Source organism: Streptomyces sp. NPDC017676 (genome assembly GCF_044329325.1).
Classification (GTDB): domain Bacteria; phylum Actinomycetota; class Actinomycetes; order Streptomycetales; family Streptomycetaceae; genus Streptomyces.
Window position 1 is genome coordinate 179,905 of record NZ_JBIRJA010000007.1, and the last position, 22,101, is coordinate 202,005.

Consider the following 22,101-nt stretch of genomic DNA (forward strand, 5'->3'; position numbering starts at 1 on the left):
CGTTGCTGCGATACCGGGCCTGATGATCCGTCAGCAGGTAGTGAGTTACGCCTGGTCAGTGTCCGAGCCGCGCGTTGGTGTGCCGGGTGGGCTCGGCGGTCGTGGGGTCCTCCGGCCACGGGTGCTTGGGATAGCGGCCGCGCAGCTCCGCGCGGACGGCGCGGTAACCGTCCGCCCAGAAGGAGGCGAGGTCGGCCGTGACGGCGGCGGGCCGCCCGGCGGGCGAGAGCAGGTGCACGAGCAGCGGCACGCCCGCGACGGCCGGCGTCTCCCGCAGCCCGAACATCTCCTGGAGCTTGACGGCGAGGACCGGCCGCTCGGGATCCCGGTAGTCGATCCGGACCCTGGACCCACTCGGTACGGCGATCCGCTCGGGCGCGAGCTCGTCCAGCCGGGCGGCCTCCCCGCTCGCCCAGGGCAGCAGCCGCGCGAGCGCCTGTCCGGCATCGATCCGGGCGAGATCGGCCCGCCGCCGGGCCCGGCTCAGCTCGGGTTCCAGCCACTCGTCCACGCGCGCGTGGAGCGCCGCGTCGGACACGTCCGGCCACGGCTCACCCAGGTGCGCCCGCAGGAACGCCAGCCGCTGCCGCAGCACCTCCGCCTCCGGCGACCAGCGGAGCAGCCCGAGCCCGTCCTGCCGGAGCCCGTCGAGGAGGGCGCCGCGTACGGTGGCAGGATCGGCGTCCTGCAGGGACCGTACGGCCAGCTCGATCGCCCCCAGCCGTTCGACACGCCGGGCCACGACGTCCCCGTCGGCCCAGTGCACCTCGTCCCCCTCCGTCAGAAGCGTGCCGGCGGCGGTCCGCGCCACGTCCTCGTCCACGGCCGCTCCGAGCAGCACGCGCGCGTGACCCTTGCCGGAGGGCCGGTCGGCGACGGCCACGACGATCCAGGGAGCACCGCGCAGCGCCGACCCCTCGGCCGGTTCCGCCCGGGTCCCGGACGCCATGAGGTACGACCCGCCGTCGAGCCTGGCGACCCGCTCCGGAAAGGCCAGGGCGGTGACGAGCCCGGCGAGCTTGTCGTCGCCGGTGCCCGGTCCGGCCTGGAGGGCGCCTTCCTGCCGGCCGTCACGGGCGGGCGGACGGGAGAACTCCGCCGAGACGCCCCGCAGCCGCCGCACCTCCGCAGCCCACCGCGCTGCGTAGGCGTCACCACCGCGCCGGACACGGCGCAACGCACCGGCGAGATCATCCCCGCAGTCCCGAGGCACTTCCTCGGAGAGCAGAGCGACGACCTCGGCCCCTCGACCGCCCGTGTCCAGCAAGGCCCGCCCCAGCCGGGGGTGCACCCCCAGCCGAGCCAGCCGCACGCCGACCTCCGTGGCCCGCCCGGCGGAGTCCACCGCTCCCACGGCCGTCAGCACCTCCCGCGCCGCCGCCATCGCCCCGCCCGGCGGCGGATCGAGCAACGCCAGCCCAGAGGCGTCCGGATCGCCCCAGCAGGCCGCCTGAAGGGCGAAGGCGGTCAGGTCGGCCACCTTGATCTCCGGCGCCGGAAAGGCCGGCAGGCGGCCGTCCTCGGCCTCCGCCCAGCACCGGTACACGGCACCCGGCGCCTCACGCCCGGCCCGTCCCGCCCGCTGCCGCCCGGCCGCCCGCGACGCCCGCACGGTCGTCAGCCCGCTCAGCCCGCGCGCGTGATCCACCCGGGGCTCCCGGGCCAGCCCGGAGTCGACCACCACCCGCACCCCCGGCACGGTCAGCGACGACTCGGCCACGGACGTCGCCAGCACCACCCGGCGCCGCGCCCCGGGCACCAGCACCGCGTCCTGCACGGCGGCCGGCGCCCGCCCGTGCACCTGGAGCACGTCCACCCCACCGAGATCCCCCAGCAGACCCGCCACCCGCGCGATCTCGCCCACGCCGGGCAGGAAACACAGCACGTCCCCGGCCCGCTCGGCCAGCGCCCGCCGTACCACCGACGCCACGTGGGCCAGCAGCGCCGGATCCACCCGCATCCCGTGCGGCGGCCGGACCGGACGCGCCGGGGGAGCCCACACGACCTCCACCGGATGCGCCGCGCCCGCCGCCTCGACCACCGGAGCTCCGCCGAGCAGCCGCGCCCACCCCTCGGCGTCCGTGGTCGCCGACGCGGCCACCAGCCGCAGTTCCGGCCGCAGCGCCTGCCGCACGTCCCACAGGAAGGCGGCCGCCGTGTCCGCGTCCAGATGCCGCTCGTGGCATTCGTCGAGGACGACGACGTCCACCCCGGTCAGCTCCTGATCACGCTGGAGACGCTGGAGCAGGACACCGGTCGTCACGACCTCCACGCGCGTGTGCCGCCCCACGGTCCGCTCGCCGCGCACCGTGAAGCCGACGCTCCCGCCCGGTTTCTCGCCCAGCAGCCACGCCATGCGCCGGGCCGCCGCCCGCGCCGCGATCCGCCGCGGCTCGGCCACCACGACCCGCCGCGCGGGACCGCCGCCGACCAGCCCCGCCAGCACCAGCGGCACCAGCGTCGTCTTGCCGGTGCCGGGCGGCGCCACGAGGACGGCGGTGCCGCGACCCTCCAGGGCGTCGGTCAGGGCGGGCAGGGCAGAGCGCACGGGCAGCGCGTCCAGGGCGTCGTAACGGATCACGCCCCCAGTGTCGTACGGCCCGGAGAACGGCCCGCACGCGTGCGTGCACCTGCGCGAGGGGACTTGCGAGGGGTACGAGGCTCGGCCCCCTCAGCCCTCGGCCGGGGACAGACCCGTCTCGCTCCGCTCGCACACGAAGATCGCCGTGCCCGGGATCAGGTTCCCGCGCAGCGGTGACCAGCCGCCCCACTCGGACGTGTTCCAGGCCGGCCACTCCGGTTCCACCAGGTCCACCAGCCGGAACCCGGAGGCCACGATGTCCCGCACCCGGTCGCCCAGCGTGCGGTGGTGCTCCACATAGACCGCGCGGCCCTGATCGTCCTGTTCCACGTACGGCGTGCGGTCGAAGTAGGACGAGGACACCGACAGACCCTCCGGGCCCGGCTCGTCCGGGAACGCCCAGCGGATCGGATGCGTCACCGAGAACACGAACCGCCCGCCCGGCCGCAGCACCCGGTGCACCTCGCGAAGCACCATCCGCGGGTCGGCCACGAACGGCAGCGCCCCGTACGCGGAGCACGCCAGGTCGAAGGAGCCGTCCGCGAAGGGCAGCGCGCCGGCGTCGGCGCAGACCAGCGGGAACGAGCCGCCGATCCGCAGCGCGTGCTGCAACTGGCGGTGCGAGAGGTCCAGGGCCACCGGACGCGCGCCCTGGGCGGCCAGCCAGCGCGCGCACTGCGCGGCGCCCGCGCCGATCTCCAGGACCGCCTTGCCCTTCAGTTCCTCCGGCGGGCCGAGCAGCTCGGCCTCCACCTCGTCCAGGCCCTCCGGGCCCCACACGAAGCGGTCGTCACCGAGGAACGTGCCGTGCTCGATCTGGTACTCGTCGGCGTTGCGGTCCCACCAGCCCCGGTTGGCCCGCGCGCTCTCCGTGACGTCCGCGTCACGCCGCGTGGCCTCCGGCTCGAACCCCTCGGACCCCTCCGGCTCGTGCACTTCCGGCTCTTGGATGATCGGCTCCCTCGTCGTACTCTTCCGTCCAGCCCGACGGGGTCCGTACGGAAGGGGTCCCCAGGCCCGCGTGGCCTGTTGGGACGTTTCTTCTGCCGGAAATGCGGCGATCTGCCCCGGGTGTGCGCCTTCGCGCATTGACCATGTCCGGCTGCCCCCGTATGCTACAAGTTGCGCTGCGGGCCTGCGCACCTCAGACGTAGCAGGCTGCGCTCGCATCTGTTGTATGTCCCCTCGGTTGTCGAGGCGCCACCGGGCACCCGGTGCTCAAAGTGGCGCTTCCTTGGCTGTCCGGCTTCTGCAGAGCGAAACGGGCTCCCGGCGTAAGCAGTACCTACGACTTCAATGTCCGTACCGGAGCCCTTTCCCACATGACGAGCAGCACCGAGACCACCGCCACCACCCCGCAGGTAGCGGTCAACGACATCGGTAACGAGGAAGCCTTCCTCGCAGCGATCGACGAGACGATCAAGTACTTCAACGACGGCGACATCGTCGACGGCGTCATCGTGAAGGTCGACCGGGACGAGGTCCTGCTCGACATCGGTTACAAGACCGAAGGTGTCATCCCGAGCCGCGAGCTCTCGATCAAGCACGACGTCGACCCGAACGAGGTCGTCGCCGTCGGCGACGAGATCGAGGCCCTGGTCCTCCAGAAGGAGGACAAGGAAGGCCGCCTGATCCTCTCGAAGAAGCGCGCCCAGTACGAGCGTGCCTGGGGCACCATCGAGAAGATCAAGGAAGAGGACGGCATCGTCACCGGTACCGTCATCGAGGTCGTCAAGGGTGGTCTCATCCTCGACATCGGCCTCCGTGGCTTCCTCCCGGCCTCCCTGGTCGAGATGCGCCGCGTCCGCGACCTCCAGCCGTACGTCGGCAAGGAGCTCGAAGCCAAGATCATCGAGCTGGACAAGAACCGCAACAACGTGGTCCTGTCCCGCCGTGCCTGGCTGGAGCAGACCCAGTCCGAGGTCCGCCAGACGTTCCTCACGACCCTCCAGAAGGGTCAGGTCCGCTCCGGCGTGGTCTCCTCGATCGTCAACTTCGGTGCCTTCGTGGACCTGGGTGGCGTCGACGGTCTGGTCCACGTCTCCGAGCTCTCCTGGAAGCACATCGACCACCCCTCCGAGGTCGTCGAGGTCGGCCAGGAGGTCACCGTCGAGGTCCTCGACGTCGACATGGACCGCGAGCGCGTCTCCCTGTCGCTGAAGGCGACCCAGGAAGACCCGTGGCAGCAGTTCGCCCGCACCCACCAGATCGGCCAGGTCGTGCCCGGCAAGGTCACGAAGCTGGTGCCGTTCGGTGCGTTCGTCCGTGTGGACGAGGGCATCGAGGGTCTGGTCCACATCTCCGAGCTGGCCGAGCGCCACGTGGAGATCCCGGAGCAGGTCGTCCAGGTCAACGACGAGATCTTCGTCAAGGTCATCGACATCGACCTGGAGCGTCGTCGGATCAGCCTCTCGCTGAAGCAGGCCAACGAGTCCTTCGGTGCCGACCCGACCGCGGTCGAGTTCGACCCGACCCTGTACGGCATGGCCGCGTCCTACGACGACCAGGGCAACTACATCTACCCCGAGGGCTTCGACCCGGAGACCAACGACTGGCTGCCGGGCTACGAGAAGCAGCGCGAGGAGTGGGAGCGCCAGTACGCCGAGGCGCAGGCCCGCTTCGAGCAGCACCAGCAGCAGGTCATCAAGTCCCGCGAGGCCGACGCCGCTGCCGCGGCCGAGGGTGGCGAGGCTGCGGCTCCGGCCGCGACCGGCGGTTCGTACTCCTCCGAGGGCGCGGACACCTCCGGTGCGCTGGCCTCGGACGAGGCGCTGGCCGCGCTGCGCGAGAAGCTGGCCGGTGGGCAGAGCTGAACGCTAGCCGCTGGGCTTAGCCGATAGTCGGCTGAGGGGCCGTACCTTTCGAGGTGCGGCCCCTCAGGCGTTCACGGGGTCACCGCGATGTTGGTCAGACCCCTGCCGCCCGTCACCGTGTTGCCGCTGTACACCGTCGTCGTGCAGCCGGCGCCGACGTTGGTGACGTCGATCGCCAGGCGGGTGGCCCCGGTGGCGGTCGTCAAGTCCGACCTGTTGCCCTTGAAGATCGTGCCGCAGCCCCAGCCGGGCTGCTGGGTGTGGGTCTGGTAGCCGTCGTTGCTGGTCGAGGTGCCGGTGTTGTCCTGCACCAGGACGTCGTTGCCCTTCACGTCGACCCAGGAGTCGTCGTAGTTGGCGCCGGTCAGGCCCCCGCCGTCGAAGGTGTTGCCGATGATCCGGGCGCCGGTCGTGCCCTCCTTGATGTCGACGTTCTCGCCGCCCACGCCGGGACCGATCGTGTTGTCCAGGATCTGGATGCGGTCGCTCTTGTCGGACAGCGTGTTCGCGGTCCCGACGTAGACGCCCTCGCCCATGCCGCGGCCGTCGTTCCCGGTGTCGTAGATCCTGGACTTCCTGATCACGCCGTCCGTGCTGGAGGTGCGGAAGTGCACGCCCTCCATGTCCAGGCCGTGCACCGTGACGCCGTCGACCACGACCCCCCTGGCCGCGTCGATCATGATCCCCTTCTGGCCGCCGGTCACGGTCACGCCCCGGACCGTCCAGTAGGAGGCGCCGTTCAGATGGAGCCCGTAGCCGCCGCCGGCGGTGAGCACGGCTTCGGGGGAGCCGGTGAGCGTGATGCGGGCGGACGCCGTGGCCGGCGTCGTCGCCTTGAAGTTCCCGGTGTACGTGCCGTCCGCCAGGTGGATGGTGTCGCCGGGCCCGGCGGCAGCGAGCGCTGCCTTCAGCTGGGCCGCGGTCGTCACCTCGATCGTGGTGGCGGCCGAGGCCGGCCCGGTGGCGGTCAGCAGCAGTCCGCCGGCGGTGAGGGCGGCGGTGACCAGGGAGGGGAGCGGCGTGCGTATGCGCATGGGATGCCTTCCTGTGGTGCTTCCTCATACGTGAACGACGACCGGCATGCTGAACCCGGCTGTCGTGAAGGTACGGACCAGGTGACGGGTCGTCAAGGTGTCCCGCAGGAGATCGCTGATCAGCGGCGTGTCGCGGGAATTCCCCTGTTCCGGGGCGCGTTGTCCATGGGGAACACGAGGAGGAGCGGTCACAGTGCTTGATCCGCAGGGTTTGTACGCATGGGAGCCGAAGGGCCTCGCCGTGGTGGACATGGCGCTCGCCCAGGAGTCGGCCGGCCTTGTCATGCTCTACCACTTCGACGGATACATCGACGCGGGTGAGACCGGCGACCAGATCGTCGACCGGCTGCTCGACTCACTGCCCCACCAGGTCGTGGCCCGGTTCGACCACGACCGGCTCGTGGACTACCGCGCCCGCCGGCCCCTGCTGACCTTCAAGCGGGACCGCTGGACCGGCTACGAGACCCCGGCCATCGAGGTCCGCCTCGTCCAGGACACCACCGGTGCCCCGTTCCTGCTGCTGTCCGGCCCCGAGCCGGACGTGGAGTGGGAGCGGTTCGCGGCGGCCGTGCGGCAGATGGTGGAGCGGCTCGGCGTCCGCCTGTCCGTGAACTTCCACGGCATCCCCATGGGCGTCCCGCACACCCGCCCCGTGGGCCTGACCCCGCACGGCAACCGCACCGACCTCGTCCCCGGCCACCGCAGCCCCTTCGAGGAGGCGCAGGTGCCCGGCAGCGCCGAGGCACTGCTCGAATACCGCCTCATGGAGGCCGGACACGACATCCTGGGCGTCGCCGCGCACGTCCCGCACTACATCGCCCGTTCGCCGTACCCGGACGCCGCCCTGACCGTCCTGGAGGCCATCACGGCCGCCACCGGCCTGGTCCTGCCCGGCGTCGCGCACGCGCTGCGCACCGACGCGCACCGCACGCAGACCGAGATCGACCGGCAGATCCAGGAGGGCGACGAGGAACTGACCGCGCTCGTCCAGGGCCTTGAGCACCAGTACGACGCCGCGGCGGGCGCCGAGACCAGGGGCAACATGCTCGCCGAGCCCGTGGAGATCCCGTCGGCCGACGAGATCGGGCGCGAGTTCGAGCGCTTCCTCGCGGAGCGCGAGGGCGACAACTGACCTCCGCCGGTTCCGCCGGCAGAGGCAGCGCCTAAGCTTTCGCTCATGCTGACAGTGGGCCTGACCGGCGGGATCGGCGCCGGCAAGAGCGAGGTGTCGCGGCTGCTCGTGCAGCACGGGGCCGTACTGGTCGACGCCGACCGCATCGCGCGCGAGGTCGTGGCGCCCGGCACGCCCGGTCTCGCGGCCGTGGTCGACGCTTTCGGAGCGGACGTCCTCGCCGCCGACGGCAACCTCGACCGGCCCCGGCTCGGTTCCATCGTCTTCGCCGACCCCGAGAAGCTCGCCCTCCTCAACTCGATCGTGCACCCCCTGGTGGGCGCCCGTTCCCGCGAGCTGGAGAGAGCCGCGGCCGAGGACGCCGTGGTGGTCCACGACGTGCCCCTGCTCACCGAGAACGGCCTCGCCCCGCTCTACGACCTCGTGATCGTCGTGGACGCGAGCCCCGCGACCCAGCTCGACCGGCTGGTACGGCTGCGCGGAATGACCGAGGAGGACGCACGCGCGCGCATGGCCGCGCAGGCCACCCGTGAGCAGCGCCGGGAGATCGCGGACATCGTGATCGACAACGACGTACCCCTGGACGCGCTGAAGAAGCGCGTCGCCGAGGTCTGGGACGACCTCGCACACCGGGCACGGCAGGCCGGTACGGTCCCGAACGGCACGGACGACCCGGACGACGCGGGCGGTGCCTGACAGGCGGACGTCGACGGTACGGGACCGAAGGTGCGGAACAGCCGGTGTGGTGTGCCGGTGCGGAATAGCGGTCCGATCCGGGGCGTTGAAGGGCGGGAGTGAGGGAAGGACTCTGCCGTGCCCGAGACCAGCGGTTCCACCGGACGTACTCCGGAAACGCATGTCATCGACTTCCGTGCTGCCGAGCAACTGCTCAACGCGCGGGACCCGCGGGGCGCGGTGAAGCTGCTCGACGGAGTCATCGCCGCGCACCCCGAGAACACCGCCGCCCGGCTGCTCCGCGCCCGCGCCTTCTTCGCAGCGGCGCAACTGCGTCCCGCCGAGCTTGAGTTCACCATCGTGCTGGAGCGCGAGCCGGACAACGCGTACGCGCACTTCGCTCTGGCCCGCACCTACGAGCGTCAGGGCCGCCCCGACCAGGCCAAGCGCCACTTCCGGCTGGCGGCGGCGCTGGACCCCAACCCGCAGTACCTGAAGGCGGCACGCTTCGAGGAGTGACGGCGCGACGGTGGACGACCCCTCGCGGCCGTGAGAAGGATGACTGCCGCCGCGGTCACCCACCCCGTGGGAGGCGGGGGCCGGGATCGAGCGGGCACCGCGGGCGGTGGCCGGAGCGCGACATCACGACGCCGGCGAACAGCGAGGCGAGCGCGAGCGCCCCAGCGCCGTCGGCGGGGTGTCGGCCGTGTCGGCCGGTTACGGATGGCGGTGTCCGGGTGGCCGCCGATACGGGTGGCGGTGTCCCGGTGGCTTCGGATACGGCGGTCCGTCCGGCGGCCGGTACGGGGGTACGTCCCGGCCCGGCTGGTAGTGCGGGCCCTGCCGGATGTGCCGGAGGATCACGGTCATGTCCACGGTGATCAGCAGCCACAGCACCCCACAGGCCGCCGCCCAGCCCGGGCGTCCTGCCAGCGCGAACGCCGCCGTGCCGAAGACCGCCCAGGCCAGCCCCCACAGGCTCAGCCAGAACCGCGCCCGCAGGGCACTGCGCGCGGTCGCCGGTTCACTTCCCGTACGCATCGGATCACCACTCCTTCCAGCAACGTACTCTTCGACGACGACAGGCATCAACACTCGACGAGGCGACGGGAACCCTCGCCGAGGAGGCGTGACGAGGCCGTCCGCTGAGGCCGAAGGGGGACACGCCCGTGCTGCCGGACACCGACGACCTGCCCGCACTGCTCCTCGACCTGGCCGTGCCGCACGAGGACGTCAACGACCTCGTCGCCCAGTGGCGCAGGCTGACCGGTGACCCCGGCACGCTCCGGCTCCTGGCGGAATGCGTCGAGGAACTCTTCCGCGAGCCGGAGGACACGGGCCGCACGCCCGAGTTGCCCGATCTGCTCGCCTCGGCCCCGGCCGATCTGACGGACACCTTCGCCGTGCACGTCCTCCTCGCCGCGCTCCCGCGCACCCAGGCACTCCACCGGGCCCGCGGCATACCGGCCGAGATCTCCCGGCGCACCCTGGCCGACCTGGGCCGTCATCTCGCCGTGCACCGCAGGCGGCACGGCAGGGCCGGGACGCAGTCGTGGCGCTGGCTGATCCGGCACTTCCGCGGCGAGCTGTACCAGCTCGGGCGGCTCCAGTTCGAGCGCGCACGGCTCGGGGACCGCGACGCGCGGGTGACGGCGTCGGCCGGACTGGACGCGGCGCCCGGAACGCCCTGCCTGAACCTGCACATCCCCGACTTCCACGGCCCGCTGACCCCGTCCGCCTGCGACCGCTCCCTGGCGCTGGCCCGTGAGTTCTTCGCCCGGTACTTCCCCGAGGAGCGGCCGGCGGCGGTGCTGTGCCACTCCTGGCTGCTGGACCCGCAGTTGCGGCGGTACCTGCCCGCCGACTCCAACATCCTGCGCTTCCAGAGGCGCTTCCGCATCGCCCGTGAGGAGAGCGAGGCGGCCGACACCGAGCCCGTACAGTTCGTCTTCGGTGACCCGGACCTGCCAGTGGCCGCGCTGCCCCGCCGGACGTCCGTGGAGCGGGCGATCGGGGACCATCTGCGGGCCGGCGGCCACTGGTACATCGGGCACGGATGGTTCCCGTTCCGGGCTGAATAGCTCGAACGAGTAAACTGGGGGAGGGTGGGAACGGGCGTGCGGGGGCGGGCCGTTGTCCGGGCATGAGGATCGAGATGCGTGAGGGCTACGAGGGCACGGGACCGGGCGCGATCACCCCGGACGGCTGCGCGGTCGAGTTGTACGCACGACTGCCGGTGGGCGAGGAGCCGGACATCATCGCCGCGGCGGTCCCGGCCGGGGCGCACATCCTGGAACTCGGCAGCGGGGTGGGCCGGGTGACCCATCCGCTGCTGGAGCGCGGCTTCACGGTGACGGCGGTGGACGAGTCGGCCGACATGCTGGCCCGGGTCCGCGGAGCGCGCACGATACGCAGCTCCATCGAAGACCTCGACCTGGGCGAGAGGTTCGACGTGGTGATGCTCGCGTCGTTCCTGGTGCACGCCGGTGACGAGGAGGTGCGCAGGGGCCTGCTGCGCACCTGCGCCCGGCATGTGGCGGACGGCGGCTGTGTGCTGATCCAGCGGGAGGGCGCGGACTACCACACCAAGGTGCCCAGGGAGCGGGTCGACCCGAGCGGCTTCACCGTGCGGATCGCCTCGGTGGAGCCGGCCGGGGAGGGGGTGAACTCGGTCCAGGCGGAGTATGTCTTCCCGGACGCGGTCTGGACGCAGACGTTTCTCTCCAGACCCCTGACGAAGGAGCAGTTCGAGTCGGCGCTGGCGGAAGCGGGACTGGAGGTGGACACGTATCTGACCCCGGACGGCATGTGGGTCCGGGCGGTGCCCTCGGCGTAGTCACCTCGGCTCCCGCACAGGTTGGTTCGTCCTGGGGGAGGGACGGCGAGGGTTCCCGACCGTTGAGGTGTCGGCCGATGAGTTCCGGACCGTCGGCCGGTCTACCTCGGTGACAGCAATCGGGACCGCTTCACCAGGAGACCCCTCATGTCCGAGACCACCGCCCCCGTCAGCTCCATGACGACGACGCCCGCCGGGGTCACCGCCGGCGCGCTCACCGGCCGGGCGCGCGGAGCCCGGGTCGCCCTGCGCGGGGTGCAGGTGCTGCTCGCGCTGTTCTACGGCATCGCGAGCGCCCTGCCCAAGCTGATCGCCCACCCGACGGCAGTAGAGTCCTTCGACAGAATCGGCTGGGGCAGCGGGGCCATGTACACCATCGGCGCGCTCGAACTCGCGGGAGCGATCGCGCTGTTGGTCCCGGTGCTGCAGTCCGTGGCGGCGATCGCCCTCAGCGCGCTCATGGTGGGGGCGTTCATCGTCCAGGTCACCGCATTCGACGGCCAGAACGCGGCGACCCCGCTGATCCTGATCGCCCCCCTCGCCCTGATCGCCTGGACCCGTCGGGCGCACAACAGGGAGCTGCTGCGGCTGCTGGGCCGACGGTGACAGTGCCGTCGTCGGCCGGGTAGCCGGCTCCGGCCGTGGCAGCAGCCGACGGCCTGGGGTGGGCCAAGCCTCGTCGGCTCAGCGTCCGCGCGGTCACCCTCCCGAGCTGCCGGAGCCTGCCGGGCCACCCGAGCCCGCCGGACCGCCGAAGCGTCCCTAGCCGCCGGAGGTGCCGCGTCCGCCGGAGCCGCCGCGTCCACCCGAGCCGCCGGGTCCGCCGGAAGTACCGGGGCCACCGCGTCCGCCACGGCCGCCGGACCTGCCGCGTCCACCGGAGCCACCGTGTCCGCCGGAAGCACCGGACCGGCCCGGTCCGCCGGATGCTCCGGGTCCGCCCAGTTCGGTCAGGCCGGGGAAGCCCGCGGGGATGCCCGGGCCGGCGACACCGCGGAGGCGTTCCAGCTCGCGGCGGTCCCGCTTCGTGGGGCGGCCGGCGCCGCGGTCACGGAGGCCGACGGGGGCGATGGCCGCGCGGGGCGGGGGCGGAGGGGAGTTGTCGATGTAGCACTGGGCGGCCACGGGCGCGCCCACCCGCTTGCGGATCAGGCGCTTGACGATCACGATCCGTTCCCGGCCCTCGTGTCGCATCCGCACCTCGTCGCCGACGCGCACGGAGTAGGCGGGCTTCACCCGCTCGCCGTTCACGTGCACATGCCCGCCCCGGCAGGCTGCGGCGCCGAGGGAGCGGGTCTTGATCAGGCGGACGGCCCAGATCCAGCTGTCGATGCGGACGGTCTCGCCGTTGGCGGGCCCGGCGGCCTCGGCGGCGGCCACCGCGGCGGCGATCTTGGGATCGAGCGATCGGTCGGCGGAGGCGGAGGCAGGGGCGGGTGCGGTCCCGCTCGGCTCGCCGGTTCCCTCGACGGTCCCACGGTCCACGTTCTCGTCCGCGTCATCGGTAGCCATGCACCGACCTTAACGCCCCCGACCCGTGGACCCGGAAGCGTTTTCGCGGTGGTCGCGGTGGTCGCGGTGGTCCCCCTCGTCCCGGTGGCCCGGTGGTCCCGTCGTCCCCATAGTCCCGGTGGCCCCCGTGACCCCGGTGGTCCCGTGGTCCGAGGTGGGCCCCTGAGCCCCCGCACCCAGGCTCACCACCGGAGCCGGACCTCGACGGCCAGTGCCTCGGCGCCGACGGCGGCGGCGTACCGGGCGCCGGCCATGTCCGGGGTCCGCCCCACCCAGCCTCCCCGCCCCACCGGGCCTCCCCGCCCCACCGGGCCTCCCCACCCCACCGGGCCTCCCCGCAGGGCACCGGCCTCCCCGCAGCGCACCGACCACCAGGGCATAGCGTGGTCGTATGGACGACAGCAGCGCCCTCGCCCGGCTCGACCGGCGCGTCGCCGACTGCCGGGCGTGCCCCCGGTTGGTCGAATGGCGTGAGGAGGTGGCCCGTACGAAGCGGGCCGCGTTCGCCGACTGGACGTACTGGGGGCGGCCGGTGCCCGGGTTCGGGCCGGCCGACGCACGGCTGGCGATCGTCGGGCTGGCCCCGGCCGCGCACGGTGGGAACCGCACCGGCCGTATGTTCACCGGGGACCGTTCGGGCGACGTGCTGTACCAGGCGCTGTACGACGTGGGGCTCGCCTCGCAGCCCACCTCGGTCAGCGCCGACGACGGGCTTGAGCTGCACGGTGTGCGGATCACGGCGCCCGTGCACTGTGCGCCGCCCGCCAACAAGCCGACGCCGGGTGAGCGCGACACCTGCCGTCCCTGGCTGGTCCAGGAGCTGACGCTGCTCCGGCCGACCCTGCGGGCCGTGGTCGTGCTCGGCGCCTTCGGCTGGCAGGCCGCGCTGCCCGCGTTCGCGGACGCGGGCTGGACCGTGCCCCGTCCCCGCCCGGCCTTCGCCCACGGCACCCGGGTCGCGCTCGACGGCCTGGACCTCTTCGGCTGCTTCCATGTCAGTCAGCGCAACACCTTCACCGGCCGGCTCACCGCCGAGATGCTCCGCGAGGTACTGCGCACGGCGGCGGAGGCGGCCGGACTGCCGTAGAGCCCGTGGACGAGGGGGGGTGTCTCAGCCGGTGTGGGCCTCACCGGCGTCCGCCGGGTCCGGTCCGAACAGGTGCCGCACCGTGGAGCGGTAGTTGGCGCGGACGTGGCCGAGGGCGTGGGCGCGGGCGCGTCCGGAGTCGCCGGAGGCGATGGCGTCGTACAACTCGCGGTGCTCGGTGAGGAGTTGGGACCACTCCTCGTTCCGTCGGGTGAGCCAGCGCAGGCGGCCGTCGACCGGTTCCATGACGGAGATCAGCAGGCTGTTGCCGGCCATGGCGAGGACGCGGTCGTGGAAGCGCGTGTTGATGTCCGTGATCGCCTCGGCGTCGTCCTCCTTCGTCGCCCGGGCCGCCTGGTCGAGCAGGTCCCGCAGCTCGGCCAGGGCCTCGGGGGTCGCCCGGGACGCCGCGAGACCGGCCGCGTAGACCTCCAGGGCCTCGCGCAGCTCGAACAGTTCGCGGACGTCGGCGGGGGTGAGCCGGCGGACGACCGTGCGGCGGGCCGACTCGAAGAGGACGAACCCCTCGGCGACCAGGGCGCGGATCGCTTCCCGCACCGGTACCCGTGAGACGCCGAACCGCTCGGCGAGTTCCCGTTCGACGAGCCGGTCACCGGGACCGAGCCGCCCGGCGATGATGTCCTGCCGCAGGCTCGCCAGGACGCGTTCGCGCACCGCGCCCAGGGGCTCGGTCTTCGCCCTTCCGGGGCTCGTCGTGGGGGTCATGACCCCATCTTCGCCGAAACCAGGGGACTTTTACGGGGCCGTAACGGCGACGACATCGGTCCGAACGCTTGACGGCGGGACCATGACGGCAGTTTGGTATACCAAACGCGCTCGCCCGGCACTCAAGGAGAGCCGCCGTCCTCCGTCCCCTCGCCCATGGAGGTCCCGTGTCCCTGGCCGACCGCGCCGCAGCCACCGGCGCTCCCGCGTTCGTCCCCGATCCCCGCCTCGTCAACGAGGACCTCGCTCCCGCGAAGCAGCGGAACTGGAAGGTCTTCGACCTGTTCGCCATGTGGATGTCCGACGTCCACAACCTCGGCAACTACACCTTCGCCGCCGGCCTGCTGGTCCTCGGCATGAACGTCTGGCAGGTCTTCACCGCCCTCCTCGTCGGCTTCGTGCTGATCTACGCCGGCATGAACCGCATGGGACGGATCGGTCAGCGGCACGGCGTGCCGTTCCCGGTCGTCAGCCGGATCAGCTTCGGTGTCTGGGGTGCCAACATCCCGGCGCTGATCAGGGCCGGGATCGCCATCATGTGGTACGGCATCCAGACCTATCTGGCCTCCGTCGCCGTGAACGTGATGCTGCTGGCGGCCTGGCCGGGCCTGGAGTCGCTGACGCACCACTCGTTCCTCGGCCTGGACGCGCTCGGCTGGATCTCCTTCGTCTCGCTCTGGCTCCTCCAGGCGCTGATCATCAGCCGGGGCATGGAGTCGGTGCGGATGTTCCAGGACTTCTGCGGTCCGGCCATCTGGCTGGTGATGATCGCGCTGGCGCTGTGGGTCCTGGCCAAGGCCCACTGGAGCATCTCGCTGACCTCCACCCCGCACCCGGTCCCGGTCGGCGAGCAGTGGCGCCAGTGGTTCGGCGCGATCGGGCTCATCCTCGCCACCTACGGCACGCTGATGCTCAACTTCTGTGACTTCTCCCGCTTCGCGCCCGACGACCGGACCGTCCGGCGCGGCAACTTCTGGGGGCTCCCCATCAACTCCACCGCGTTCGTGGTGGTCTCGGTGATCGTCACGGCGGGCTCGCTGGAGGCGTTCGGGCAGGCCATCACCGACCCGGCCGAACTGGTCGCCAGGGTGGGCAACACCTGGGTGCTCGTCATCGGTGCCCTGACCTTCGCCATCGCCACCATGGGCGTCAACATCGTCGCCAACTTCGTCTCACCGGCGTACGACCTCGCCAACGTCTGGCCGCAGAAGATCACCTTCAGGGTCGGCGGCATGATCAGCACGGTGGCGGCCCTGGTGGTCACCCCCTGGAACCTCTTCTCCAACCCGACCGTCGTCAACTACTTCCTCGGCGGACTCGGCGCCTTCCTGGGCCCCCTGTTCGGGGTGATCATGGTCGACTACTACTGGGTCAAGCGCGGCCGGGTCGATGTCCACGCGCTGTTCGACGCCCGGCCCGGCAGCGCCTACCACTACCGCAAGGGGGTCAACCCCAAGGCGCTGTGGGCGTTCCTGCCGGCTGCCGCGGTCGCCGCCGTCCTGGCGCTCGTGCACAGCTTCAGTGACGTCTCCCCCTACTCCTGGTTCATCGGCACGGCCCTCGCCGCGGGCGTGTACGCGGCACTGTGCCGCCGGGAACGTGCGACGGCGGGGCAGGAGGGCTGACGGACGTGCGGATCATCGTCACCAACTGCAACACCACACGGGAGATGACGGAGGAGATCGTCCGAGGTGCCCGTGCCGCGGCGGCTCCGGGCACCACGGTGGCCGGGCTGACACCGGCCTGGGGCCCCGAGTCCGCCGAGGGCTGGCTGGACAGCTATCTGTCCGCCGCCGCCGTCCTCGACGCGCTGCGGACGTACGAGGGTCCCGTCTACGACGCGGTCGTGCTGGCCGGGTTCGGGGAGCACGGGCGCGAAGGCGTACGGGAGCTGGTGGACGTACCGGTCGTGGACATCACCGAGGCCGCGGCCCACCTCGCCTGCCTCCTCGGGCGTCGCTACGGCGTCGTCACCACCCTCGACCGGTCCTGCGGCCTGATCGAGGACAGCCTGGAGACGGCGGGCGTGGCGCGCAACTGCGCCGCCGTCGTCGGCACCGGCCTCGGTGTGCTCGACCTCGCCCAGGACCCGGCCCGCACGGAGTCGGCGTTCCTGGCCGCCGCCGAACGCGCCCGGGAGGCCGGCGCCGAGGTCCTGGTCCTGGGCTGCGCCGGGATGACGGGGCTGCAACGGGCGGTGGGGGAGAAGCTCGGGCTGCCGGTGGTCGACGGTGTCGGGGCGGCCGTCAGACTCGCGGAGTCGCTGGTGGGCCTGGGCCTGACGACGAGCCGGGCGGGCGGTTACGCACGGCCGCTGCCCAAGGGGAGGGTGTGGGGGCGGCCGGTTGGATGAACCGGCATCCACGGTTCCAGGGGCGCCCCGGGACCGGACGTGACCGTCACGGACGCCGGACGCGGCGCCGGGGAACGGGGACCGCGGATGTCACGGACGCCGGACGCGGCGTCAGCTAACGGTGACCGCGAACCTCATCGACGCCGGACGCGGCGTCAGGAAATGGGGACCGTGGACGTCAGGGAACGGGAACCGCGGACGTCACGGACGCCAGACGTACCGGACGTCCGGCTCCCGCTCCTCGTTTCCGCTGCCGTCCGTGTACTCGACGGCGACGAAACCGTGCCGCTCGTAGAAGCGGTGGGCGGGCTTGTTGACCTGGAAGGTCCACAGGCTGAGGCCCCCGGGACCGCGTTCCTTGGCCAGCGCGACGAACCGGTCCCCGATGCCCCGCCCCCGCCACTGAGGGTCCAGGTAGAGCTGGGACAGCGACTCCCCGTCCAGGACCATCAGGCCGACCACCCCGGCCCCGGCGGCCTCGGCCACCCAGGTCTCCCGCAGTGGCACCACGACGTCTCGGATGTAGTCCCGGACCTCGTCGTCGGTGCGCGCCCGGACGACCGTCGGCAGCGCGGCGTCGAAAGAGCGCAGATAGACGTCGGCGACGGCGCGGGCGTCCGCCGCGACGGCGCGGCGGAGGACGACCGCTTCCGTCACAGGCCGTCTCCCGCCCGCTCCGGCACCACGGCGGTGGCCGTGATCTCCACCAGCTGACCGGTGTAGCCGAGGCAGGCGACGCCGAGCAGGGTGGAGGAGTGGGGGCCCGTGCTCAGTCCCGAGGACTCCACCACCTCCCACACCGCGGACAGCACCGAGGGCTCGCTGCTCACGACGTACACGTCCGTCGACAGCACGTGCTCCAGGTCGCCTCCGACGACACGGAGTTGTTCCCGCAGGTTGGCGATCACCTGCTCGGCCTGCCGTACAGGGTCGCCGGGCCCGACGATCTCTCCCTGCTCGTCGAGCGGCACGGCACCGGCGAGGAACGCGAGCTTCGTGCCGGCCTCGACGACGGAGGCGTGGGAGTAGGTGGGCGGAGGGAAGAGGGCGGGGGCGGTGACGCGCCGGATCACGGAAATCGGCTCCTCGGACGGCAGTGAACGACAACGGTCGGCGGGCAACTTTCCGATGATCGGACCTCCCCGGCACCGCCCGCATCCGAATTACGCGGGCGCCCAGCCACCTTCACCCGTGCTCGCCGGAATTCCAGGAGCGGTCTTCGGTGCGGCTGCGCCAGGCTGAGGGCATGCCGCAGTCCTCCGACGCCGACTTCCTCGCCACCACCGCCGACCGCCTGGCGGCCCTGCCCACCGTGCGGGCCGTGGCCCTCGGCGGTTCCCGCGCCCAGGGCACCCACCGCCCGGACAGCGACTGGGACCTGGCCGTCTACTACCGGGGTCCCTTCGACCCCGACGACCTGCGCGCGCTCGGCTGGCCGGGCGAGGTCTCCGACCTCGGCGGCTGGGGCGGTGGTGTCTTCGACGGCGGGGCCTGGCTGACCATCGACGGACGCCGGGTCGACGTGCACTACCGGGACCTGGACGTCGTCGCGCACGAGCTGGCCGAGGCGGAGCAGGGCCGCTTCCGGGTCGAGCCGCTGCTCTTCCACCTGGCCGGGATCCCCACCTACCTGATCGTCGCCGAACTGGCGCTCAACCGCGTCCTGCGCGGCGACCTCCCGCGCCCGGCCGGCTACCCACCCGCACTGCGCCGCACCGCCTTCGACCACTGGTCCGGCACCGCCCGCGCCACCCTCTCCTACGCCAAGGCCCACCACGCCCCACACGCCCGCCTCACCGAAACCGCCGGCGCCCTGGCCACGGCCGCCATCCAGTCCGCCCACGCCGTCCTCGCGTCCCGCGGCGCATGGGTGACCAACGAGAAGCGCCTCCTGGAGCGGGCGGGACTGCGGGGGATCGACGCGGTCGTGGGCGCGCTGCGGGCCGAGCCCGGCGCCCTGGCCGATGCCGTGACCGCGGCCGAGGAGATCATCAGCGGGGCGTTGCGTTCATGCGGGGCGTTGCGTTCATAAAGAAACCTCGCACCCGGCACCTTTCACCTGCCCGAAACGTGCGCGCACCGTTCGCGCGGGGAACGCGATCTACCGTGGAGGTGCCTCCACCGGCCACCGTCGTCCGAAGGCCCACCCGCCCTCGTATGAACAGGAGCCCCGTGTCGCGGCCTGCTGTACCCCTCTGGCTCGCTCATGCCTTCCGTGCCCAGCGCGGTCCCGTTCCCTGGAGTGCCGTGTGCCGGGGAGCGCTCGCCGCCGGGCCGTTGCTGCCGGCCGGGATGCTCGGCGGGCAGACGGCCTCCGGAGTGCTCGCCGCCATCGGTGCGATGCTCGCCGGTATCAACGACCGGCCCGGAAGCCGGCGTGCGTCCGTGAAGCGGCTCGGGGTGCCCGCGCTCGCCGGGGCACTGGGCCTGCTCCTCGGCACGTACGCCGGACAGGGACTGGCCGCCGTACCGCTGACCCTGGCGCTCACCGCGCTGGGGCTGGTCGCCGGCGGCATCAGCGCGGTCGGGCCCGTCGCCTCCGCCGCCGGCACGCAACTGCTCGTCGCCGCGGCCATCGGCGCCGGGATGCCCGCGGCCGAGAGCGGCTGGCAGCGGGCCCTGGCCTTCCTGGCCGGCGCCGGCTGGCTGCTGGCGCTGCGGCTGGCCCTGCCCACCCCCGGCTCGATCGCCGGTGACTTCCGGTTCGACGGCGAGCGGGAAGCGGTCGCCGATGTGTACGACGCCATCGCCGCGCTCGTCGACGCCGTGGGCGGGGAGCACGCCACCGCCCGGCGGGCCGCGCTGACCGCCGCGCTCGACCACGCCCAGGACGCCCTCGCCGGACCCCGGCTGCGCCGGTACGCCGGCTGTGCCGCCGAGCGCCGGCTGCACGCCCGGTTCGTGGCGGCGCTGCCCCTGGCCGAGGCCGCGACCGCCCTGTACTGGGCGGGAGAACCCGTACCCGCACGGGCGGCGGAGGGTCCCCGGCGGCTCGCCGTCGCCGTCCGCGGCAACACCGGCACCGGTCCGCTGCCCGCGCCGCACCGGTCGGCCCCCGCCCTGCGCGCCCTGGACGACGCCCTGCTGCGCGCCGCCGACGCCTTCGACCGGGGCGAGGGCGCCCACCGCGGGCTGCTCGGCCGCCGCCGCGGCTTCCGGCACGCCCTGCGGGCCGCGCTGGGCACCGGCGGGCGCGAGTACGGGCTGCGCGTCGCCCTCTGCTTCGGCGCCAGCGCCGCCATCGCCCAGGCCCTGCACCACTCCCGCTGGTACGGACAGCACGAGCACTGGTACTGGCTGCCCGCCACCGCCGTCTTCCTCGTCAAGCCCGACCTCGGCCCGCTCGCCTCACGGGTGCTGTGCCGGGCCGCCGGGACCGTGCTCGGCGCCCTGGTGTTCGCCGGCCTCGCCGCGCTGCTGCCCCGGCCGGCCGGGCTGATCGCGCTGGTGGCGGTCTGCGGCGCGGCCATACCGGTCGCCACCCGGCACTTCGCGGCGCTCACCGCCGTCGTCACCGTCCTCGTCCTGGCCCTGATCATGGCCGGCGGGGAGCCGCAGGCCTCGGTCAGCCGGATCGGCGAGACGCTGCTGGCCTGCGCGCTCGTGCTGGTCGTGGGACACCTGCCGATGCCGGGGGAGCGCGGCGGCGGGGTACGGGCCCGGCTCGCGGCGGCCGGCAGTGCCGCCGACGCCTATCTCCTGCACGTCCTCGGCGAGTCCGGCGACCGCGCCGAGCGGTGGGCGCTGCGCCGGGAGGCCTACCGGACCCTCGCCGAGGCCCGGACCGCCATCGCCCTCGCCGCCGCCGAACTGCCCGCCCTCGCCCGGCACACCGAGGGCACCGACGCCGTCGCCGAGGTGCTGGAACGGCTCGTGGACACGACCACGGCCTGCGCCGTGCACCTCGACGAGACCGGCCGCCTCACCCCCCGACACCTCCGCCGCCTCCGGGACGCGCTGGGGGAGCTGGAACGGCGGGGCATGCGGGTGCCGGTGAGCGCGGCGGCTGCCGCATAGCCGTACCCGCCGGGCTGGTGAGTGGCGCTGTGGGTGAGTGGTGTGCGCCCAGCTGGGGATGTGGCCGCTGCCGGTCAGCGGTATCCGCCCGGCCGGCAAAGCGGCGGTTGCGGGTGAGTGGGTGTGCGCCCGGCTGGTGATGTGCCGGCTGCCGGTCAGCCGTATCGGCCCGCCCGGCAACGCGGCGGCTGCCGGTCAGCCGTGTCCGCACGCCCGGCAACGCGGCGGCTGCCGGGCAGCCGTGGCCGCGCGGTCGGCTAGGCCACCCGTATCCACACCGGCGCGTGATCCGAGCCGGGGGTGTTCCGGCGTTCCGCCGGGTCCGGGCCGATCGACGGCAGGTGGGGTGGTGGCTCGGTGGGCAGGCCGGTGCCCGCCTCCGTCACCCGGTGGGCCAGATGGTGGCTGACCAGGACGTGGTCGATCAGCTCGCGGCGCCCGGAGTCGACCCGCGAGTAGCGGCGGTCGGCCGGTATCAGCGGGGCCACGTCCCACAGCCGTACCGCGTCGCCCTGATCCGGGTGGTCGTACCCGGGGGTGCCGATCTCGGAGCCGGGCGGGCCGAGCAGGAGCTGTGTGGTGGCGGCGAGCACCTCGTCGTTGAGGTCACCGAGCACGGCCACGTCCCGGGCCCGGCCCTCGCCCGCCAGCAGCTCGTCCGCGAGGGCCCGCAGGGCCGTGGCCTCGGCGGTACGGCGGTAGAGGGCGTACGCCCCGTAGCGGGCTCGTTCACCCTCGTCGTGGGGGAGGAAACGGTTCCCGGGATAGCTGAGCAGCTTGGACTTCAGATGCGCGACCGCCACGGTCAGCTCACCCGCCCCGGTGTCCGTGGCCACCGCCAGGAACCCCCGCCCGGCCGCCGCCTCCGTCGCACCGGAGTCGTCCGACTGCACCGGGCGCAGCTGCGCCGGGAAACCGGCCGTGTCGGCGACCACACGCAGCTCGGTACGGCCGAGGAAGCCGACCCGTATGCCGCGCCCGTCGGGATGCGCGGACAGGGCCGTGTACCAGTCGCCGCCCAGCAGACCGGTCAGGTCGGCGAGCGCGTCCGGGTCGCCGACCTCCTGGACGCCGAGCAGTAACGGGTCGAGTGCGGTGATCACGCTCGCGAGCGCGGCGAGTTTCGCCTCGTAGGCGGCCTTGTCGTGCGGGCCGTACGGGCCACCGGGGCGGTAGAGGTTCTCCAGGTTCCAGGTGCCGAGGAGCATGCCGGGCTCCTTTCGAGGGCCGCGGGCGGGCCGTGATGAGGCCAGGGTGCTCGCCCCGGCCGCCACGCGCGAGGGCTGTGACCCGGATGCGTGGTTCGGCTCACATAGCGGTACGACAGGGCCGTAC

At 73.0% G+C, this 22,101-nt stretch carries 21 protein-coding genes; 12 read left to right on the forward strand and 9 right to left on the reverse strand.

Translation table 11 applies throughout. The features are described 5' to 3' along the window. Positions 1–55 precede the first annotated feature (55 nt). Together hrpB and ACH4LD_RS17100 are read right to left on the reverse strand one after the other, a co-directional pair. On the reverse strand, positions 56–2,581 hold the full coding sequence (hrpB, locus tag ACH4LD_RS17095) for an ATP-dependent helicase HrpB (protein WP_398056892.1): 2,526 nt from the start codon (positions 2,579–2,581) through the stop codon (positions 56–58). A gap of 90 nt (positions 2,582–2,671) precedes the next feature. Continuing rightward, positions 2,672–3,670 carry a class I SAM-dependent methyltransferase gene (locus ACH4LD_RS17100; protein WP_398056893.1) on the reverse strand — a complete coding sequence of 333 codons (999 nt, stop codon included), beginning with the start codon at positions 3,668–3,670 and terminating at the stop codon, positions 2,672–2,674. A gap of 233 nt (positions 3,671–3,903) precedes the next feature. Here ACH4LD_RS17100 and rpsA point away from each other — a divergent pair, with 233 nt between their 5' ends. Further along, positions 3,904–5,394, forward strand: coding sequence for a 30S ribosomal protein S1 (gene rpsA / locus ACH4LD_RS17105; RefSeq protein WP_030642226.1), 1,491 nt, complete (start codon positions 3,904–3,906; stop codon positions 5,392–5,394). A 71-nt stretch (positions 5,395–5,465) separates the two neighbouring features. Here the strand turns inward: rpsA and ACH4LD_RS17110 are convergent, their stop codons facing one another. Beyond that, the gene (locus tag ACH4LD_RS17110) at positions 5,466–6,428 is read right to left on the reverse strand and encodes a right-handed parallel beta-helix repeat-containing protein (protein WP_398056894.1); all 963 of its coding nucleotides are present in this window, start codon (positions 6,426–6,428) and stop codon (positions 5,466–5,468) included. 193 nt (positions 6,429–6,621) lie between these two features. Here ACH4LD_RS17110 and ACH4LD_RS17115 point away from each other — a divergent pair, with 193 nt between their 5' ends. The 3 genes from ACH4LD_RS17115 to ACH4LD_RS17125 all read left to right on the forward strand — a co-directional run bounded on the left by ACH4LD_RS17115 (position 6,622) and on the right by ACH4LD_RS17125 (position 8,754). Beyond that, the gene (locus ACH4LD_RS17115) at positions 6,622–7,560 is read left to right on the forward strand and encodes a PAC2 family protein (protein ID WP_398056895.1); all 939 of its coding nucleotides are present in this window, start codon (positions 6,622–6,624) and stop codon (positions 7,558–7,560) included. A 45-nt stretch (positions 7,561–7,605) separates the two neighbouring features. After that, the gene (coaE, locus tag ACH4LD_RS17120; RefSeq protein WP_398056896.1) at positions 7,606–8,256 is read left to right on the forward strand and encodes a dephospho-CoA kinase; all 651 of its coding nucleotides are present in this window, start codon (positions 7,606–7,608) and stop codon (positions 8,254–8,256) included. A 117-nt stretch (positions 8,257–8,373) separates the two neighbouring features. Then, positions 8,374–8,754 carry a M48 family metallopeptidase gene (locus ACH4LD_RS17125; protein ID WP_014672069.1) on the forward strand — a complete coding sequence of 127 codons (381 nt, stop codon included), beginning with the start codon at positions 8,374–8,376 and terminating at the stop codon, positions 8,752–8,754. Positions 8,755–8,952: 198 nt separating this feature from the next. Here the strand turns inward: ACH4LD_RS17125 and ACH4LD_RS17130 are convergent, their stop codons facing one another. Further along, positions 8,953–9,276: a DUF6343 family protein gene (locus tag ACH4LD_RS17130; RefSeq protein ID WP_398056897.1), complete on the reverse strand. Its 324-nt coding sequence runs from the start codon at positions 9,274–9,276 to the stop codon at positions 8,953–8,955. Between the two features lie 128 nt (positions 9,277–9,404). Between ACH4LD_RS17130 and ACH4LD_RS17135 the strand changes: the two genes are divergently transcribed. From ACH4LD_RS17135 to ACH4LD_RS17145, 3 genes are all read left to right on the forward strand, one after another. Continuing rightward, positions 9,405–10,316, forward strand: a complete 912-nt coding sequence (locus ACH4LD_RS17135) for an acyltransferase domain-containing protein (RefSeq protein WP_398056898.1) — start codon at positions 9,405–9,407, stop codon at positions 10,314–10,316. A gap of 74 nt (positions 10,317–10,390) precedes the next feature. After that, positions 10,391–11,071: a class I SAM-dependent methyltransferase gene (locus ACH4LD_RS17140; protein WP_398057063.1), complete on the forward strand. Its 681-nt coding sequence runs from the start codon at positions 10,391–10,393 to the stop codon at positions 11,069–11,071. A gap of 147 nt (positions 11,072–11,218) precedes the next feature. Continuing rightward, the gene (locus tag ACH4LD_RS17145) at positions 11,219–11,677 is read left to right on the forward strand and encodes a DoxX family protein (RefSeq protein ID WP_398056899.1); all 459 of its coding nucleotides are present in this window, start codon (positions 11,219–11,221) and stop codon (positions 11,675–11,677) included. A 156-nt stretch (positions 11,678–11,833) separates the two neighbouring features. Here the strand turns inward: ACH4LD_RS17145 and ACH4LD_RS17150 are convergent, their stop codons facing one another. Then, positions 11,834–12,583 (reverse strand): RNA-binding S4 domain-containing protein, encoded by a 750-nt coding sequence (locus ACH4LD_RS17150; RefSeq protein WP_398056900.1) that lies wholly within the window; start codon positions 12,581–12,583, stop codon positions 11,834–11,836. 391 nt (positions 12,584–12,974) lie between these two features. On the opposite strand from ACH4LD_RS17150, the gene ACH4LD_RS17155 reads away from it, so the two are divergent. After that, on the forward strand, positions 12,975–13,670 hold the full coding sequence (locus ACH4LD_RS17155) for a uracil-DNA glycosylase (protein ID WP_398056901.1): 696 nt from the start codon (positions 12,975–12,977) through the stop codon (positions 13,668–13,670). A 24-nt stretch (positions 13,671–13,694) separates the two neighbouring features. Here ACH4LD_RS17155 and ACH4LD_RS17160 read toward each other — a convergent pair whose 3' ends face one another. Then, a complete protein-coding gene (locus ACH4LD_RS17160; RefSeq protein WP_398056902.1) occupies positions 13,695–14,396 on the reverse strand; it encodes a GntR family transcriptional regulator in 702 nt (233 codons plus the stop codon). Positions 14,397–14,563: 167 nt separating this feature from the next. Here ACH4LD_RS17160 and ACH4LD_RS17165 point away from each other — a divergent pair, with 167 nt between their 5' ends. Together ACH4LD_RS17165 and ACH4LD_RS17170 are read left to right on the forward strand one after the other, a co-directional pair. Next, complete coding sequence (locus ACH4LD_RS17165; protein ID WP_398056903.1) at positions 14,564–16,021, forward strand: NCS1 family nucleobase:cation symporter-1; 1,458 nt, start codon at positions 14,564–14,566, stop codon at positions 16,019–16,021. A gap of 5 nt (positions 16,022–16,026) precedes the next feature. Further along, on the forward strand, positions 16,027–16,749 hold the full coding sequence (locus ACH4LD_RS17170; RefSeq protein WP_398056904.1) for an aspartate/glutamate racemase family protein: 723 nt from the start codon (positions 16,027–16,029) through the stop codon (positions 16,747–16,749). A gap of 201 nt (positions 16,750–16,950) precedes the next feature. Here the strand turns inward: ACH4LD_RS17170 and ACH4LD_RS17175 are convergent, their stop codons facing one another. Further along, positions 16,951–17,406, reverse strand: coding sequence for a GNAT family N-acetyltransferase (locus tag ACH4LD_RS17175; RefSeq protein ID WP_398056905.1), 456 nt, complete (start codon positions 17,404–17,406; stop codon positions 16,951–16,953). Continuing rightward, the gene (locus ACH4LD_RS17180) at positions 17,403–17,822 is read right to left on the reverse strand and encodes a RidA family protein (protein ID WP_398056906.1); all 420 of its coding nucleotides are present in this window, start codon (positions 17,820–17,822) and stop codon (positions 17,403–17,405) included. Before ACH4LD_RS17180 ends, ACH4LD_RS17175 begins: the two co-directional genes overlap by 4 nt. Positions 17,823–17,995: 173 nt before the next feature. Here ACH4LD_RS17180 and ACH4LD_RS17185 point away from each other — a divergent pair, with 173 nt between their 5' ends. Both ACH4LD_RS17185 and ACH4LD_RS17190 read left to right on the forward strand, forming a co-directional pair. Beyond that, entirely contained in the window at positions 17,996–18,781 is a 786-nt protein-coding gene (locus ACH4LD_RS17185; protein WP_398056907.1) for a nucleotidyltransferase family protein, read from the forward strand. Between the two features lie 125 nt (positions 18,782–18,906). After that, positions 18,907–20,766 (forward strand): FUSC family protein, encoded by a 1,860-nt coding sequence (locus ACH4LD_RS17190; RefSeq protein ID WP_398056908.1) that lies wholly within the window; start codon positions 18,907–18,909, stop codon positions 20,764–20,766. A gap of 257 nt (positions 20,767–21,023) precedes the next feature. Here the strand turns inward: ACH4LD_RS17190 and ACH4LD_RS17195 are convergent, their stop codons facing one another. Beyond that, on the reverse strand, positions 21,024–21,974 hold the full coding sequence (locus ACH4LD_RS17195) for an endonuclease/exonuclease/phosphatase family protein (protein ID WP_398056909.1): 951 nt from the start codon (positions 21,972–21,974) through the stop codon (positions 21,024–21,026). Positions 21,975–22,101 lie beyond the last annotated feature (127 nt).

What these genes read in the sequence shown, in the direction of transcription:
- ACH4LD_RS17110 (WP_398056894.1), bottom strand. Translation starts at nt 6,428, where the DNA reads ATGCGCATACGCACGCCGCTCCCCTCCCTGGTCACCGCCGCCCTCACC.
- ACH4LD_RS17155 (WP_398056901.1), top strand. Translation starts at nt 12,975, where the DNA reads ATGGACGACAGCAGCGCCCTCGCCCGGCTCGACCGGCGCGTCGCCGAC.
- ACH4LD_RS17100 (WP_398056893.1), bottom strand. Translation starts at nt 3,670, where the DNA reads ATGCGCGAAGGCGCACACCCGGGGCAGATCGCCGCATTTCCGGCAGAA.
- ACH4LD_RS17190 (WP_398056908.1), top strand. Translation starts at nt 18,907, where the DNA reads ATGAACAGGAGCCCCGTGTCGCGGCCTGCTGTACCCCTCTGGCTCGCT.
- rpsA (WP_030642226.1), top strand. Translation starts at nt 3,904, where the DNA reads ATGACGAGCAGCACCGAGACCACCGCCACCACCCCGCAGGTAGCGGTC.
- coaE (WP_398056896.1), top strand. Translation starts at nt 7,606, where the DNA reads ATGCTGACAGTGGGCCTGACCGGCGGGATCGGCGCCGGCAAGAGCGAG.
- ACH4LD_RS17150 (WP_398056900.1), bottom strand. Translation starts at nt 12,583, where the DNA reads ATGGCTACCGATGACGCGGACGAGAACGTGGACCGTGGGACCGTCGAG.
- ACH4LD_RS17145 (WP_398056899.1), top strand. Translation starts at nt 11,219, where the DNA reads ATGTCCGAGACCACCGCCCCCGTCAGCTCCATGACGACGACGCCCGCC.
- ACH4LD_RS17160 (WP_398056902.1), bottom strand. Translation starts at nt 14,396, where the DNA reads ATGACCCCCACGACGAGCCCCGGAAGGGCGAAGACCGAGCCCCTGGGC.
- ACH4LD_RS17195 (WP_398056909.1), bottom strand. Translation starts at nt 21,974, where the DNA reads ATGCTCCTCGGCACCTGGAACCTGGAGAACCTCTACCGCCCCGGTGGC.
- ACH4LD_RS17140 (WP_398057063.1), top strand. Translation starts at nt 10,391, where the DNA reads ATGCGTGAGGGCTACGAGGGCACGGGACCGGGCGCGATCACCCCGGAC.
- ACH4LD_RS17185 (WP_398056907.1), top strand. Translation starts at nt 17,996, where the DNA reads ATGCCGCAGTCCTCCGACGCCGACTTCCTCGCCACCACCGCCGACCGC.
- ACH4LD_RS17130 (WP_398056897.1), bottom strand. Translation starts at nt 9,276, where the DNA reads ATGCGTACGGGAAGTGAACCGGCGACCGCGCGCAGTGCCCTGCGGGCG.